Below are 15393 nucleotides of genomic sequence, written 5' to 3' on the forward strand. Positions count from 1 at the left end.
CTGAAGGTCGCAGGTTCAAATCCTGCTCCCGCAACCAGAAAAACCAAAGGCCGTCCATCAGGGCGGCCTTTGGTTTTTCTGCGCGCGGGGTCGAGGAGTTGATCCTGACGGGGTCCCCGAAAGGAGGGCTATGCCCGACGCAACAGGGCAGAAAACATCAAATCCTGCGAACCAAACCAATAAAAAAACCCGGCCACGCGCCGGGTTTTTTGTTGGAAAGGGCGGTCATGGTTGGGGGTCTTGCAACCCCTATGGATACGCTGTTGGAAATTCGCCGGTCAGGCAAGGAAATGCAGGCCGGCGACGATGAAGACGCCGAGGAACACCGTTTCGGCCACCACCAGGCCGATGGCTGCCGGGCCGACTTCGACCATGCGGCCAAGCGACGTCTTGATCCCGACCGCGGCCACGGCGATCAGCAGCGCCCAGCGGCTCAGCGACCCGACCCAGTCGGACAGAAGGTGCGGGATCAGACCGATGGAGTTCAACGCCGCCAGGACCAGGAATCCCACCACGAAGAGCGGCATCAACGGCGGCCGGTTTGTCTGTTGCGCATCGGATTGACCGATCTGGCGGATGACAAGCGAGAAGACCAGCACCACCGGGGCCAGCATCGAAACGCGGATCAGCTTTACCAGAGTGGCGGTTTCGCCGGTTTCCGGGCCGATTGAAAAGCCCGCGCCGACCACCTGCGCCACGTCGTGAATGGTGCCGCCCAGAAAGAGACCGGAATCGCGCGCATTGAACTCGAACAGTTGCGCCAGCATCGGGTAGAGGACCATGGCGACGGTCGACAGAACGGTCACGGACAGCACCGTGAAGACCAGATCGCGTTCGGATTTCTCGTGCCGGGGCAGGACGGCGGCGATCGCCATTGCCGCTGAAGCGCCGCAGATCGCAACGGAGCCTCCCGTCAATAAGCCGAACCGCCAGTCGCGATTGAAAAGCCGGCTTGCCAGCAAAGCGAACAGGATGGTCAGAACGACCCCGGCGGCGACCAGCGCCACGGACATGCCCCCGAGCTGGACCAGCAGGTCGACGCTGATACGCGCGCCCAGCAATGCGACCCCGATCCGCAACACGCTGCGTGCGGTGAACTCCACGCCCTTTGCCGTCCGGGTGCCCGGTTCGGAGAGAAAATTCAGCGCCAGGCCGAGCAGAAGCGCCATCAGCATCGCGGGAGCGCCATAATGCTCCGACAGGAACTGCGCGGTCGCGGCGGCGAGCGCGGAAACCGCGAAACCGGGAAAAATCGACTTCAGCGCCTGCCCGCCGGGCAGCCGCGTAGCTATGCTGGTCATGGAAGAAGTGCTCCGGTGGAAACGGCCCGGCGGTGAGAAGCCGCCGGGCCGGTTGCCGCAGTCAGACCGCGCCGTTTTGCGGGCACATGTCGTCCTTGCTGATGCCGGCGACCGCGACGGGTTTCTTCATCGCGTCGCGACGGAACGGTTCGCCCAGCTCCTGGTTGATGAGAGCCTCGATCAACGTGGTGACACCGTTTTCCATCTGGTCGGTGACCGCCTGGGCCAGGGCTTCCGTCAGTTCGTCCATGGTGCGCGCGACAACGCCCTTGAGCCCGCAGGCATTGGCGATGGCGGCATAGCTGACCTGTTCGTCCAGTTCGGTGCCGACGAAGTTGTCGTCGTACCAAAGCGTCGAATTCCTCTTTTCCGCACCCCACTGATAGTTGCGGAAAACGACCTGGGTGATGGCCGGCCATTCCTCGCGGCCGATGGCGGTCAGTTCGGTCACGGCGATGCCGAAGGCGCCATCGCCGGAAAAGCCGACCACGGGGACGTCCGGGCAGCCGATCTTGGCACCGATGACGGCCGGCAGACCGTAACCGCACGGTCCGAACAGGCCGGGCGCCAGGTATTTGCGGCCGGCGTCGAAGCTCGGATAGGCGTTACCGATGGCGCAGTTATTGCCGATGTCGGACGAGATGATCGCCTCTTTCGGTAAAGCCGCCTGGATCGCGCGCCAGGCCATGCGCGGGCTCATCCATTCCGGCTTGTCCGCGCGGGCCCGCTCGTTCCAGGTGGTGCCCGGATCGTCCTGCTCATGATCCATGGACGTCAGCTGCTGGGCCCAGCGGCTCTTGGTCTCGGCGATGCGCGCCTTGCGCGCGTCCCGGCCGGCATTGCCGGCGGAGCCCGACAGCTGGGTGAGGATGCCCTTCGCCACCCGCGCGGCGTCGCCAACGACGCCGACGGAGATCTTCTTGGTCAGGCCGATGCGGTCCGGGTTGATGTCGACCTGAATGATCTTCGCATTCGTCGGCCAGTATTCCATGCCGTAGCCCGGCAGGGTCGAGAACGGGTTGAGGCGTGTTCCCAGCGCCAGAACCACATCGGCTTCCTTGATCAGCTCCATGGCGGCCTTGGAGCCGTTGTAGCCGAGAGGACCGGCGAACAGCGGATGCGATCCGGGGAAGGCATCGTTGTGCTGGTAGCCGACACAGACCGGCGCGTCGAGCCGCTCGGCCAATTCCATGGAGGCGGCGATCCCGCCTTCCGCCAGCACCACGCCGGCGCCGTTTAGGATCACCGGATTTGTCGCCTCGCTCAGGAGGCGGGCCGCCTCGGTCACCGAGGTCTCGCCGCCGGAGGAACGCTCGAAGAGGATCGGATCCGGAATGGCGATGTCCACGACCTGGGTCCAGTAATCGCGCGGCATGTTGATCTGCGCCGGTGCCGAAGCCTGCTTGGCCTTGGAGATCACACGGGTCAGAACCTCTGCAACGCGGCTCGGATCGCGCACTTCCTCCTGATAGGCGACCATGTCGCGGAACAGCGCCATCTGCTCGACTTCCTGGAAACCGCCCTGTCCCATCGTCTTGTTCGCGGCCTGGGGCGTCACCAGCAGCAGCGGCGTATGGTTCCAGTAGGCGGTCTTCACCGCGGTGACGAAATTGGTAATGCCGGGACCGTTCTGGGCGATCATCATCGACATCTTGCCGGTGGCGCGCGTATAGCCGTCCGCCATCATGCCACCGGAGCCCTCGTGCGCGCAGTCCCAGAAGGTGATGCCTGCCTTGGGGAACAGGTCGGAGATCGGCATGAACGCCGACCCGATGATGCCAAACGCATGTTCAATGCCGTGGCGCTGCAGCGTTTTGACAAAGGCTTCTTCGGTGGTCATCTGCATGGCTGGAACTCCTGTAAGTCAATATGGGCCGCAGCTGCGGCGGTAAGGGACCGACCCGCCGGCCGGACCGCGCGGGCAAACGCAATTCTTTCAAACCGGGTCCTGCATCCGTCTGGTGCCTTTTCGGATATGCGGGAAAACATACTGCCGGGACCTGAGACCCGATTTCCACCCGGTCCGGAAGAAGAGGGCGCGAAGCGCCCGGTTTCAAATCATGAAGCCATTCCTTGCCCGCCGTTCACGTCCAGCAATTGCCCGGTAATGAAGCCGGTTTCATCGGAAGCGAAAAACGCGACCGCGGCGGCCACGTCCTCAACCCGGCCATGGCGACGTACGGGGATGGATGCCAGCACAGCGGCCCGTTCTTCCGGGGACTGGCGCTCGCTCAAAAGCCGCTCGACCCGAGGGGTGAGGATCGCGCCCGGGCAGACGGCGTTGCAGGTAATGCCGTGCGGCCCGAATTCCTGGGCGAGCTGCAGCGTCATCGATTGTACCGCGCCCTTGGCGGCGACATAGTTGGCGCCGGTGAAGAGGCTGCCGTACCGTCCCGCTTTCGAGCCGAGATTGACGATGCGACCGTGGCGACGTTCAACCATTCCCGGCACGGTGGCGCGGATCAGCCTGACGGCGGCGGTCACGTTAAGGTCCATGACCCTTGCCCAGTCCTCGTCGGTTTCCTCCACAAAGGCGCGTGGTGTGTGCAGAGAGCCGCCGGCGTTGTTGACCAGGATATCGAAGCCGAAACCGGCGTCGTGGAGCCGGTGGACGACCGATGCGATTTCTTCGGCATTTGACAGATCGACCTGTTCAAAATGCACATTCGCCATTTCGGGGCGCGCGGATGAGCGCTCAATGGCATCCGGGCTGCGATCAAGCACGACGACACGCGCGCCATCGGCAGCGAGCCTTGCGGCGATCGCTTCGCCGAGACCATCCGCTGCCCCGGAGACGAGGGCGGTTTTCCCCTCTAGACTTGTCACGATAACGGTCCTCCCAAACCATTTCAGACGGTTCCGACCGCCTGCCAAGAATTGTATATATTGAATTCTAATTCCGCAATATAAAATTAAATGAGGAAGCCATGATGGGCTTCGCGGACCGGTTCTTGAAAAGAAGCCATGAAATTGGGCGAAAAGCAGGTTGCTCCGCGCACCGAGACGGCACGTGTCAGCCCATCGACGGGATCACGCTCAATAAAGTCTGTTTTATTCGGTCGGGCCGCCGCCGAGCGCGGAAATGTCCTGCGCGGCGCTCAGGAGTTTCGGCAGATGTTCCTTGCGAAGCCGTTCCGGCGTCAATACGGACGCGTTTCCGCCGACGCTGAGCGTGTAAATGTCACCGGTTAGCGGATCGTACAAAGGAATCCCGATCGCGTTGTGGTCCGGCTTCCATTCCCCGAAGCTGTCCGAGTGGCCTTGCCGGCGCATGCGGTCCAGGGAGGCCGTCAGGGCCGGCTCGACGTGATCCTGCCACGCTTCGCCATGATGTTGCGCGAGTTCCTTGAGAACGGCCTCGCGTTCCTTTTCCGGCGCCGCGAACAGATAGGCTCTGCCGGGCGCGGATTCCGCCATGGGAATGCGTGAACCCACATTCAGGGACAGATAGATCGCGGTGGGTTCGCGAATGAGTTCCACGAACATCATGTCCAGCCGGTCGCGCACGCTGAGGGCGACGACACAGTCGCCCTGCGCCGCGATCTCCTCCATGCGCCGGCGCATGAGTTCGCCGAAGCCGAACCGGCCCATGACCGCATAGCCGAGTGTCAGCACCTGGTTGGAAATGGCGTATTTGCCGTATTCCGGCATGTAGCGCAGATAGCCAAGCTTGGTGAGGGTGCCGAGCAGACGCGACACCGTCGTTTTGTGCAGGCCAGTGCGTTCGGCCAGCACCTGCGTTCCCAGCATCCGGTCCTCGGCCCGGAAGGCGCGCAGGATCGACATCCCGCGCGCCAGTGAGCTCACAAATGGGCGGTCGTCGGTGAAGTCGTCCGCGTCAGCTCCCTGACGCGGCCTTCCCCGGCGGCGTTTCCCGGGATCTTTCGGAGGCGTGTCGCTCATGATTGCCATTTACAGCAGCAGCATGGCGGTGTCACCCGCAATCCGCCGCCACTCCCAGGAAGGGCGAACGGTCAGGCCCGCCCATTGAGATCGGGAAGCTCGGCGTAATCCGAGCAATCGCGGTGGCTTGCCGCCGGATCGACCTTCACGTCGATGACCACCGGGCCGCCCCGGCTGTGGGCCTCGCGCAAGGCGTCGCCGATCTGATCGGCTTCGGTGACCGTGACGCCAGAGCCACCGAGGCCTTCGGCCACCTTGGTGAAATCATGGTCGTTGAAATCGACGCCGATCGCCTGGTTGCCGAGGTTGTCGCGTACCATGCCGAGGCCCGCGTTGTTGGCAACGACATAGACCGCGTCGAGCCCGCGCTCGGCGGCGGTTGCGATCGCGTCCATGGTCATGACGAAACCACCGTCCCCGATCATGCCGGTGACGCGTTTTTCCGGACAGACCACCTTGGCGCCGGTCGCGGCCGGCGTGCTCCAGCCCATGCCGCCGATGCCGCCGGGAGCGACAAGCTGGTGGGGGTGGCGAAGCGGCAGCCGGGACGTTGCCCAGATCCGGTTGGTGCCGGCATCGAGCGTCAGCAGATCGTCTTCCGTGAGGAAGTCGGACAGGGCTCGCATGATGTCCGCGTAATGGACCGTGCCCGGACGGGTCTTGTATTGCGGCAGGACACCGTAATCGTTGTCCGCCTTGATCTTTGCGATCGTGTCCTTGCGCCGGTTCACGGTGATTGCGTCCTGCGCGGGCTTCGTCAGCAGGAAATCGAGCACATCGGACACATCGGCGGTGACGGCCTGATCCACCGGCAGGACCCAGCCGGCCTGAAGCGGATCGATGTCCACCTGGATGATGGTCTGGTCGCCCGGACGAAGCATCTTTTCATCGCGAAAGCGGGTGTATTCTGCGCCGAGGCTGCAGCCGAGAACGAGGATCACGTCGGCGGCCTGCACCATGCGGTTGGCGGCGGCCGACGCCCAGGTGCCCATCATGCCGACGGCGATGTCCGAGGTCTCGTCGATGGTGCCCTTGCCGTGATAGCTGGAGGCGACCGCGATCCCTTCGCGGGACGCGTATTCCTGCAGCTTCCTGCCCGACCGGCTCATGTAGATACCGTTGCCGGCGATGATCACCGGGTTTTTGGCGCCGGCCAGGGCGGTGGCAATTTTTTCCAGCGCCGTCCGGTCCGGGACCATCGGCGTGTACCGGAGGTATCCTTCGGTCGGGTAGAGCTTTGCCCGCAGATCGTCAGGCACGTCCTGCTTGATGATGTTGGTCCGCATGACCATCGCCGCCGGTCCCTGGCGCGGGGTCATGGCGTGCTTGATGGCCATTTGCGTGCCGTAGATCGCTTCGGCGGGCGTCGTCGCATAAGTCGCGAATTTGGTCATGGTCTTGAGGACGGCGAAGGCGTCGCCTGCGCCGTAGTCGCCGGTCATCGTCTGGTAGACGCCCTGCTGGGCAAAGCCGTCGTAGCAGGAGGTGTCGGTCATGATGACCATGGGCGAGGAGGAGAAATAGGCTTCCAGAATGCCGAAGGCGCCGGTCGTGGTCGCAAACGGCCCCTGTGCCATGAGCAGTCCGGGCTTGCCGGTCAGCTTGCCGGCCACCTGCGCCATGACGGAAGCGGACTGTTCGGTGCGTGCCAGGACAAGGTCAAACTCGGACTTGCGGTCATGGAAGGCCGGCAGCGACCAGGTGATGCCAAGACCGGGCAGTGTGAAGCCGCGCGTGATGCCTGCCTCGATAAATGTCGAGATCACGCCTTCATTCGTTCTCATTCCAGTTTCCTCCAACTCCGCTGGCGATGTTCAGCCTGCGTGAATGCTTGTTCTTTCTTTTATTAATTCTGCTATGCGCAATTTTATTTTGCAATACGGTTTTTGAAATTGCGTTTCAAAACACGCGAAACGGCGTTGAAGGAGGTCATCCGGGGGACAAAAGAGTGTGTCTTAGCAGGGGTGGGGCATGTCGCCGCCGGGAGAAAGCCTCGCGGCAAGACACGCGAGGCTACCGCCTTGCCGCAGACAAGGGAGCGCACAGATCCTGCGCCGAGCGTTCGCGAGCCAGGACGTCAATTGAGTTTCTGTAAGAAGCCAGGGTGAGGGGTCAGGACCCCGGGCGCTGTGGGGAATGCGGCTTCAAAGCATGCCCCGGGCAACCATTTCGATCTTGCGCGTTACGCCCAGAAGGCGCGGGGCAAGATCGTTCATGAGCCTGTCCGTGGTGATGATCGACCGCAGTCCACCCACGTTGACTGCATAGACGGGATAGCCGTCGGCCCGGCAGACGGCGGCCCCCGCGGAGTTCGCTTCGGCAATCCAGTCGCCGCCGCTCAGCGCAAAGCCGTTTTCCTTGGCAAAGGCGATGGCATTGCGAGCCGCGTCTTCCACATCCGGCCATTCCTCGTCGGAGAAGCCGCTTCGGATCTGGGCAAGGCGTTCTTCACGCTCGGATTCCGGCAGGGCAGCCAGAAAGGCACGGCCCATGCCCGTGCTGATCATGGGGATGCGTGAGCCGACGCCGAGGCGAATTGCCATGGAAGCCGGGGTCCGGCAGGCTTCGATATAAATGATCTCGATGCCGCTCGGCGTTCCGAGATAGACGCTGGCATCCGCGTATTCCGCCAGCTCCTGCATGTAGGGACGGGCGATGTCCCGGATCTCCATCTGCGCCAGAACGTCGTAACCCAGCGTCAGGACTTCCGGGCCCAGCGAATAGCGGCCGGTGCCTTCATCGTAGTTGAGGTAGCCAAGCTCGGTCAGTGTGAATGTCAGGCGTGAAACGGTCGCCTTGGGCAGCTTCACACGTTCCGCGATCTCCGCATTGCCTACGGGACGGTTGTCCGGACCGAAAGCCTTGAGGACAGACAGGCCCCGGGCAAGACCTGAATTGACCCTGTAGTCTTTTTGTCCGCTGTCTTCGGGCGGTGCGGCTTTACGTTTGACCAATTCGATACCTGTTCTGCGATGGTTGAAAAGATGATCGCACAAACTGGCATTTATCGGAAATTCGAAGACAATCCAATCCTGCGTGCGGAAATCTTGCGCCACGTAAGTTGTGCCGTCAGAAAGTAGCCGCGATTACCGTGCGGCAATTTCGCGATAGAGACTGACGGTTTCGCGGATTCCCTCGGCAAGAGGAAGCTCCTTGAAGTCTCCAACAACCATTTTAAGAGCGCTCGTGTCGAAGCCGTCGCTGGGCGAGATGCGGATGGTCTCGGCACAACTGATGGCGGCCTCGGGCACAACCTGCCGAATCGCCTCGACGACATCGTCGGTGGAATGGACGGTGTCGGTGACGTCGGAAAGCAGGGCTCCGTCCCAGCTCGATAGCGCGGCACGGACGAAAACATCGGCCACATCCGCCGCATACTGAAAGCAGCTGCGGGTGGAGAAGGGGATTTCGTAAGGCTTGCCGAGGGCCGCCGCTTCGATCGCACGGGTAATGGCCGACGTCTCGCCGTCGTCGCGGCCGACCCCGAAAACCACATAGGGCCGGAGGCCCAGACTGGGAAGCTTGTGATCCTCCCAGTAGATCCGAGCGATTTCCTCGTCCGTTTTCTTGAAGACGCCATAGAAATTGGAAGGGGCATTCGCCTTGCCGCGGGGTTTGGCCGCAATCGAGCTGGTGTAGAGGATCCGATCGATGCCGTGCTTGCGGGCCGTCTCGAAGATGTTGATGTGGCCGCCGATATTGATTGCCGCGCCGAGCGCCGGATTGGCCCGGCACTGAGGGATCTGCAAGGCGGCGAGGTGGATGATGCCTGTCGGCCGGGTTTCCTCGATCTGCGCATTCAGTCCCTCGGCATCCGTGACATCGCAAATGCGGAAGTCGATCAACTCTCTGGGAAGGTCGGGTTTCAGAAGCTCCAGGCGCCGGTGGTCGTTGCTGATGTCCGTTGCGACCACCTCAATGCCGCGGTCGACCAGACGCGCAATAATCCAGGAGCCAAGAAATCCCGTCGCGCCTGTAATGAAGATCTTTTCCCTCGACCGGGTCATTCCCTACCTCGCATACCACCAGGGTTGAGCGGCCTCCTCCCGCCGATCTTCATCAACGCAAAGCCTTTTTTCGTTGTCCCGGGCAGCCGGTTCAATGCCCGCTGCCGAAGTGATTTTCAATTTTTAAAACACTATTTCAAAAATGATTGCAAGCGATATCGCATCGGCGTCGGGGCGGCTCCTGCAGTGTTTGCCGCTATTCTGTTTTCAGATGGGGCGCCGAAGAGTGTAGGCGTTAGGTATCTGAAAAAACGAGGATAATCTGTCCGAGAGGTGGCGGCAAAAATGGCGTCAGATCGGGAGAACCAGTCTGACGCCAAAATGTCGTTCCAGCGGATGGATGCGCTGGAACCATCGGGATTTATCGAGTTCAGGCCCCCGTCGGCTCCCAGGGCTCGGGGGCACGGGGATGAATATCGGTCACGACGTCGATCAGCACCGGCTTGCGCGCGGCGATGGCATTTTGCAGCACGGGGGCGAGCTCGGCGGGATCTTCGACACGGATACCCTCGACGCCGAAGTCACGTGCCACGGCAGCGAAATCCGTCGGGCCGAACCGGTTGATTTCGGCCGGGTTGCCGCCTGCACGGCCTTCATAGAAAGAAGCCACCTTGGGCGTGCCTTGGCCGAAGCCGGAATTGTTGTTGATCACGGTCACGACCGGGATGTTCCAGCGCTTCTGGGTCTCCAGCTCACTCAGGTGATAGTAGAAGGCGCCGTCGCCGGAGAAGCAGACTACCGGACGGTCCGGCGCGCCGCACTGCGCGCCGAGCGCGGCCGGGAAGGCCCAGCCGAGCGAACCCGCCGCGCGCAGGTAGCTCTGGCTCGCATACGGGAGATCGAGCATCGTCGCCGTCCAGATGCCGGAATACCCGGTATCGGCGACCAGAACGCCGTTTTCGGGAAGGGCTTCGGAGATCTCCCGGCACAGCCGCTCGACACGGATCGGCGCGGCATTCGAAAAGCTCAGCGGTTCCATTTTCGCCCGCCACTTGCCGACGACCTCGGCTGCGTGCGCGGCCCAATCCGCCCATCGCGGGCGGGCCACTGTCTTTTCGACAAGGTCCGCGAGAGCCTGTTTGGGGCAGCCCCAGACCTTTGTGACATTGGGGTAGTTCCGGCCGATTTCCTGGCCGTCGAGATCGATCTGAACACTAGGCGTGCCTTGGGCCGGGACCTTGTAGTTGTTGGTCGGCTGGTCGCCCGCATGGCAGCCGACGAAGATTACCAGATCCGCCTCGTAGACCAGCCGGTTGCCCGGAGGTGCCGAGTAGGTCCCGACGGTGCCGACATGCCTGGGGTGCGTTGTCGGAATGATGGCCCGTCCCCCGAGGGACGTCGCGACGGGGATGTTCAGTTGCTCTGCGAGGGCGAGCACTTCCGCCTGGGCGTCGGCCTGGATGGCCCCCGCGCCGACGACCAGCACCGGACGTTCGGCTTCACCCAGACGGCGTGCCGCCTCCGCGATCGAGCGCGGGTGCGCCAGGGGGCGGTCTTCCGGCAGGCGGCCAAGCTCTGCAGGAGGAAGCACGGGATCGGAAACGACGCCCTTTTCGATGATTTCGCCGCCAAGGCCGTTCAGGTCCAGATGGACCGGGCGGGGAGATCCGTCGGCGGCCTGGCGGAACGCCTGCGCCAGAAGATGCGGCAGTTCGCGCGCCTCGGCCACATCCAGGGAGTCCTTGGTCACGGAGGCGTAAAGCGGTGTGTGCGGCACTTCCTGATAAGCGTTGCGATGGCGGAGCATCGGCTCCTTGCGGCCCGTCAGGGCAACGATCGGCGCGCGGTGCAGGTAGGCATCCTGCAGTCCCGCCGCGAGATTGGCCGCCCCGACCGACTGCGCCATACAGACACCGACCCGTCCGCTCACCCGTGCATAGCCGTCTGCCATATAGGCTGCGGACTTCTCGGAATGGGCGAGGATGCGATTGATGCTCAGTTCCTCCATCTCTACGAGGGTTGGGCGAAGGATCGCGTCCATGAAGAAGACGTGGCTGACCCCCAGCTGCCTGAAGGATTCGGCGATATAGCGCGCGCCGTTTTTCGGCGCGGTGCGGTTCGTGGACATGTCAGACCTCCCGATTTTTTCAGATTTGCAAACGCTTACATTTTTCTTCATTTCAGAAAAAATGTCTTTTTTCAAGAAATTTAATAGTTTTTGAAATTCGATTTCATATTTTATTTTGTAAGCGCTTGCAGAAAAATTTCATCGTTTCTATAGTCGTGGCTCAACCTGAGAATTGGAAAGCCCGGTCACGCGTGAGCCCGCAGGAAAAGACACAAACATCGCCCCGCAAGGTGCGAATGGAAGAGGTGGCCAAGGTCGCCGGCGTTTCTGTCGCGACGGTTTCGCGTGCGCTTCGGACCCCGGATGCCGTGTCGCCGAAGCTGCGCACCCGGATCGAGGAAGTCTCTCAACGGCTCGGTTATGCGCCCAACCGGATCGCCGGAAGCCTTGCAGGTGCGCGCAGCCCCCTGATCGGTGTGATTGTCCCGAGCCTGACGAACTCCTTCTTCGCGGGAACGCTGGATCAGATGACCACGCTCTTCGAAGCGAGCGGCTACCAGTTGATGATCGGACAGCACGGCTACGACACGGACCGGGAGGAGCGGATCGTCGCGGCCTTCGCCAGCTGGAACCCTTCCGCCCTGATCGTGACCGGCCGCCGACATGCGCGGGGCACGCTGGCCACTCTTTCCGCCGCGGCCTGCCCGGTGGTCGAAATGTGGGACCACGGCGAACGGCCGCTTGACTCAGGGATCGGTTTTTCCAACCGGGCCGCCGGAGAACTGGCTGCGCGTTACTTCGTCGAACAGGGCTTGATCCGGACCGCCTTTGTCGGCGCCACCCTCGACAAGGACGACCGTGCTCGCGCAAGAGCCGAAGGCTTCAAGGATACATTCCGGGGGCTGACCGGTTTGGAACCGTTGATCCTGCCCGCCGGCAGCCGCGAGTTGGGCGAGGGTGGGGCTGCGCTGAAACGAGTGATCGCGCGCCAGCCGGAGATCCAGGCGATTGCCTTTTCCGGCGACATGCTGGCCGTCGGCGCCATGTTCGAGGCCGACCGGATGGGTCTGTCCATTCCAGGCGAGCTCAAGATCCTGGGATATGGCGACCTTGAAATCGCACGCCACACCAATCCCCGCCTGACGACCATCCGCCCACCTCACAAAGAAATCGGCGAGGCGGTCGTCCGGCATGTGCTGGAGAGGCTCAAGACACCGGACACTCCAAGCGTCAACCTGGACCTCGGCGTGAAGCTGATCCTGCGGGAGACCGTCTGAAACGAACGACTATCAAGGGAGGACCACGATGGAGATCCAGCGCGTAGCGGTGATCGGCGCGGGAACCATGGGCCACGCCTTGGCCCTGGTGCATGCGCTTGGCGGCTGCCCTGTAAACCTATTCGACAGCAGTCCGGAAGTCCTGAGCGGTGCGCCCGTCCGGATCGCCGCGGCCTGTGGAACCCTGGAAGAGGCCGGGAGGATTTCTGAGGAACAGGCACAAGCCGCGCTTCAGCGGATCGCTTTTTCCGGATCTCTGGCCGAAGCCGTGGCGACAGCGGACCTGATCGTTGAGGCCGTTGTCGAAAAGGCCGGGATCAAGCGCAGTGTCTTCGCCGAGATCGACGCACACGCGCCCATGGAGGCTGTCATCGCCAGCAACACCTCCTATCTCGACGTGTTTCCACTGATCCCGCAGGCGCGTCAGGCGACCAGCGCCATCGCGCATTGGTATACGCCGCCGTATATCGTCGATCTTGTCGATCTCGTTTCGGGACCCCGGACGAATCCGGAAATCGTCCCGGCCCTGAAGTCCCTTTATGAAGGCTGGGGCAAGGCGCCGCTGGAGTTCGATACGATGGTGCCCGGATATATCGCCAACAGGCTTCAGGCGGCCCTCAATCTCGAATGCCTGCGCATGATCGAGGAGTTCGGCGTGTCGGCGGAAGACATCGATTTTTCCATTCGTCACGGATTGGTCGAACGGCTCGCCGTGCTCGGCCACATGCGCAAGATGGATTTTACGGGCCTGGAAATGGTGCGCAACGGCATTGCGAGCGGCACCTATCAGCCTCCGGTCAACAACGGACAAAGCCCCGTCCTCGACAGGTTGATCGAAGACGGGCGCAGCGGTGTCGGCGCCGGTGCCGGCTTCTTCGATTATGGCGGGGCGTCGGCCGAAGAGCTGTTTCACGACCGTGACCTGCGCCTTCTCAAGTTCAAGACACAACTTAAAAATCTCATGGGGGAAAAACAATGATCCGCGCCGATTTGACGGGAAAACGGGCCCTGGTGACAGGCGGGGCCTCGGGCATCGGGTTTGCTTGCGCGGCGATGATGGCGGAGATGGGCGCCACGGTCGCCATAAATCATCTGGATGACGATCCCAACGGTCCGGAGAAAGTGAAAGAGCTGACCGGGAAAGGCCTCAAGGCGATCTCCGCGCCCGGCAACGTCTCCGTTCCCGGCAATGCGGAGGCCATGATCGAAGCCGCCGTTTCGGAGATGGGCGGGCTGGATTATCTGGTCAACAACGCGGGCACGTCGGGCACGCAGGACAAGATCCCGCCCGGTGAACTCGACAAGATGACCGAGGACTTCTGGCAGCTTCTTCTCGGCACCAACCTGATCGGTCCGTTCCGGTGCGCGCATGCGGCGGCCGGTGCCTTGAAGGACAGCCGGGGGGCGATTGTGAACATGGCCTCGATCGCGGGGATCGGCCAGCAGGGCAGTTCGATCGCCTATGCCGCCAGCAAGTCCGGTCTTGTGAGCCTGACCCGCAGCCTCGCGCGGGGACTTGCTCCCGAGGTGCGCGTCAACGCGGTTGCTCCGGGACAGACGAAGACGCCCTGGACCGAGAACTGGCCGGAAGAGCGCAAGCAATGGGCCCGCGATCAGGCGGTTCTGAAGCGCCGTTCCTCGCCCGAGGACATTGCCGAGGCCGTTCTTTATCTTTGCGCCGGAGCAAGCATGGTGACCGGTCACGTGCTCGTCGTCGACGGCGGCATGACGCTTTAGGCAAAAGGCAAAAAAGAGCCGGGGCAAAACCCCGGCAAGTCACGGTTTCCTTGGGAAGAGCTCCTGAATGTCTGTCAGGCAGCCTTGCGGAACTTTCCGAGAGCTGCCTGCCGGCCCCCGTCGAGTTGGGTGAGCATCAGCATGCGCTTGACCATATGGCCCACCGGCAGCTCGTCGGTGACCCCCATGCCGCCGTGAAGCTGGACGGCGTCGCGCAGAACTGCGCGGGCGTTGTCGTAGATCTTGACCTGCGCGGCGGCAACCAGCTTGGAACGAAGGGCGACGTCTTCGCCCGTCATGGCTTCCGCGGCCATGTCGACCATCGACTGGGCTTCCTCGCGCTTGATGAACATGTCAGCCATGCGGTGCTGAACCACCTGGAACCGTCCGAGCGGCCGGCCGAATTGTTCGCGCAGCTTCATGTAGTCCAGTGTCTTGCGGTACAGGCGATCGATCAGACCGGTCAGTTCCGCCAGCTTGCCAACCATGGCCAGATCGTTGCCATAGGCGAGGGCTTCTTCGCAGTCCGTCACGGCGTCCGCCGCAGAACAGCGCGCTCCCTGCAGGGAAACCTTGGCGGCCGATTGTCCGTCGATCAGCGGAAATTCCTCGACCCAGACCTTTTCCGCGGGCACCGGGACGAGAAATGGGACGCCTTCGCAGTCGGCGACGATCCAGAAAACCGACGCCTGCGCGCCGCCGATCACAAGCGGGATGGTGCCGGTCAGGACGATGTCGTCACCTTCGCGGCCTGCCTTTACGGGCGCGCCGGCCGGTCCGGCGGCGATCAGTTCAATGCTTTCACCGGACAGAACTGAAGCCAGAACGGCCTCAGCCCTGGTGGAAGACAGAGCCCTTGCAAGGGTCGGTGCGCAATGCATGGCGACGGGGCCGATCGGCTCGAGCACGAGACCGGCGCCAAGAACGCTCAGAAACGGCACGACCTGTTTCGGTGTCAGCCCCAGTCCTCCGGCATCCTCGCCGACGGGAGCCGCCAGCCAGCCGAGGTCGGCCATTTCTGCCCAACGGGCAGGCCTCCGGCCGGCGGAAGCGGTGAGCATCACATTACGCAGCGCCAACTCGTAATGGTCCGCTACGAACCGCTCCGCCGTTTCCTTCAGCAGCAGCGTTTCCTCATCGGCAGGTTTGAAATCAATCAT

General features: G+C 62.6%; 12 protein-coding genes. 3 read left to right on the forward strand and 9 right to left on the reverse strand.

Going from position 1 to position 15393, the window contains the following annotated elements:
* Window positions 1–278: 278 nt before the first annotated feature.
* The 8 genes from JF539_RS15245 to JF539_RS15280 form a co-directional block, all read right to left on the reverse strand.
* On the reverse strand, window positions 279–1301 hold the full coding sequence (locus JF539_RS15245; RefSeq protein WP_207141562.1) for a YeiH family protein: 1023 nt from the start codon (window positions 1299–1301) through the stop codon (window positions 279–281).
* A 61-nt stretch (window positions 1302–1362) separates the two neighbouring features.
* Window positions 1363–3147 carry a sulfoacetaldehyde acetyltransferase gene (gene xsc / locus JF539_RS15250; RefSeq protein ID WP_207141563.1) on the reverse strand — a complete coding sequence of 595 codons (1785 nt, stop codon included), beginning with the start codon at window positions 3145–3147 and terminating at the stop codon, window positions 1363–1365.
* Between the two features lie 212 nt (window positions 3148–3359).
* On the reverse strand, window positions 3360–4127 hold the full coding sequence (locus JF539_RS15255) for an SDR family NAD(P)-dependent oxidoreductase (RefSeq protein WP_207141564.1): 768 nt from the start codon (window positions 4125–4127) through the stop codon (window positions 3360–3362).
* A 225-nt stretch (window positions 4128–4352) separates the two neighbouring features.
* Window positions 4353–5204 (reverse strand): IclR family transcriptional regulator, encoded by an 852-nt coding sequence (locus JF539_RS15260; RefSeq protein WP_207141565.1) that lies wholly within the window; start codon window positions 5202–5204, stop codon window positions 4353–4355.
* Between the two features lie 71 nt (window positions 5205–5275).
* Window positions 5276–6988, reverse strand: coding sequence for a thiamine pyrophosphate-binding protein (locus JF539_RS15265; RefSeq protein WP_207141566.1), 1713 nt, complete (start codon window positions 6986–6988; stop codon window positions 5276–5278).
* 360 nt (window positions 6989–7348) lie between these two features.
* Window positions 7349–8158, reverse strand: coding sequence for an IclR family transcriptional regulator (locus tag JF539_RS15270; RefSeq protein WP_207141567.1), 810 nt, complete (start codon window positions 8156–8158; stop codon window positions 7349–7351).
* A 132-nt stretch (window positions 8159–8290) separates the two neighbouring features.
* Window positions 8291–9211 carry an NAD-dependent epimerase/dehydratase family protein gene (locus JF539_RS15275; RefSeq protein ID WP_207141568.1) on the reverse strand — a complete coding sequence of 307 codons (921 nt, stop codon included), beginning with the start codon at window positions 9209–9211 and terminating at the stop codon, window positions 8291–8293.
* Window positions 9212–9581: 370 nt separating this feature from the next.
* Entirely contained in the window at window positions 9582–11279 is a 1698-nt protein-coding gene (locus tag JF539_RS15280; protein WP_207141569.1) for a thiamine pyrophosphate-binding protein, read from the reverse strand.
* 191 nt (window positions 11280–11470) lie between these two features.
* Here JF539_RS15280 and JF539_RS15285 point away from each other — a divergent pair, with 191 nt between their 5' ends.
* From JF539_RS15285 to JF539_RS15295, 3 genes are read left to right on the forward strand one after another with little or no spacing between them, the layout of a single operon-like run.
* A complete protein-coding gene (locus tag JF539_RS15285; protein ID WP_207141570.1) occupies window positions 11471–12496 on the forward strand; it encodes a LacI family DNA-binding transcriptional regulator in 1026 nt (341 codons plus the stop codon).
* 28 nt (window positions 12497–12524) lie between these two features.
* The gene (locus tag JF539_RS15290) at window positions 12525–13475 is read left to right on the forward strand and encodes a 3-hydroxyacyl-CoA dehydrogenase family protein (RefSeq protein ID WP_207141571.1); all 951 of its coding nucleotides are present in this window, start codon (window positions 12525–12527) and stop codon (window positions 13473–13475) included.
* A complete protein-coding gene (locus JF539_RS15295; protein WP_207141572.1) occupies window positions 13472–14233 on the forward strand; it encodes an SDR family NAD(P)-dependent oxidoreductase in 762 nt (253 codons plus the stop codon). The genes JF539_RS15290 and JF539_RS15295 overlap by 4 nt, the downstream gene beginning before the upstream one ends.
* 74 nt (window positions 14234–14307) lie before the next feature.
* Here the strand turns inward: JF539_RS15295 and JF539_RS15300 are convergent, their stop codons facing one another.
* Entirely contained in the window at window positions 14308–15393 is a 1086-nt protein-coding gene (locus tag JF539_RS15300) for an acyl-CoA dehydrogenase family protein (RefSeq protein ID WP_207141573.1), read from the reverse strand.

This window comes from Roseibium aggregatum (assembly GCF_017309185.1).
Taxonomy (GTDB): Bacteria; Pseudomonadota; Alphaproteobacteria; order Rhizobiales; family Stappiaceae; genus Roseibium; species Roseibium aggregatum_B.

What these genes read in the sequence shown, in the direction of transcription:
- JF539_RS15265 (WP_207141566.1), bottom strand. Translation starts at nt 6,988, where the DNA reads ATGAGAACGAATGAAGGCGTGATCTCGACATTTATCGAGGCAGGCATC.
- xsc (WP_207141563.1), bottom strand. Translation starts at nt 3,147, where the DNA reads ATGCAGATGACCACCGAAGAAGCCTTTGTCAAAACGCTGCAGCGCCAC.
- JF539_RS15280 (WP_207141569.1), bottom strand. Translation starts at nt 11,279, where the DNA reads ATGTCCACGAACCGCACCGCGCCGAAAAACGGCGCGCGCTATATCGCC.
- JF539_RS15300 (WP_207141573.1), bottom strand. Translation starts at nt 15,393, where the DNA reads ATGATTGATTTCAAACCTGCCGATGAGGAAACGCTGCTGCTGAAGGAA.
- JF539_RS15245 (WP_207141562.1), bottom strand. Translation starts at nt 1,301, where the DNA reads ATGACCAGCATAGCTACGCGGCTGCCCGGCGGGCAGGCGCTGAAGTCG.
- JF539_RS15260 (WP_207141565.1), bottom strand. Translation starts at nt 5,204, where the DNA reads ATGAGCGACACGCCTCCGAAAGATCCCGGGAAACGCCGCCGGGGAAGG.
- JF539_RS15295 (WP_207141572.1), top strand. Translation starts at nt 13,472, where the DNA reads ATGATCCGCGCCGATTTGACGGGAAAACGGGCCCTGGTGACAGGCGGG.
- JF539_RS15290 (WP_207141571.1), top strand. Translation starts at nt 12,525, where the DNA reads ATGGAGATCCAGCGCGTAGCGGTGATCGGCGCGGGAACCATGGGCCAC.
- JF539_RS15275 (WP_207141568.1), bottom strand. Translation starts at nt 9,211, where the DNA reads ATGACCCGGTCGAGGGAAAAGATCTTCATTACAGGCGCGACGGGATTT.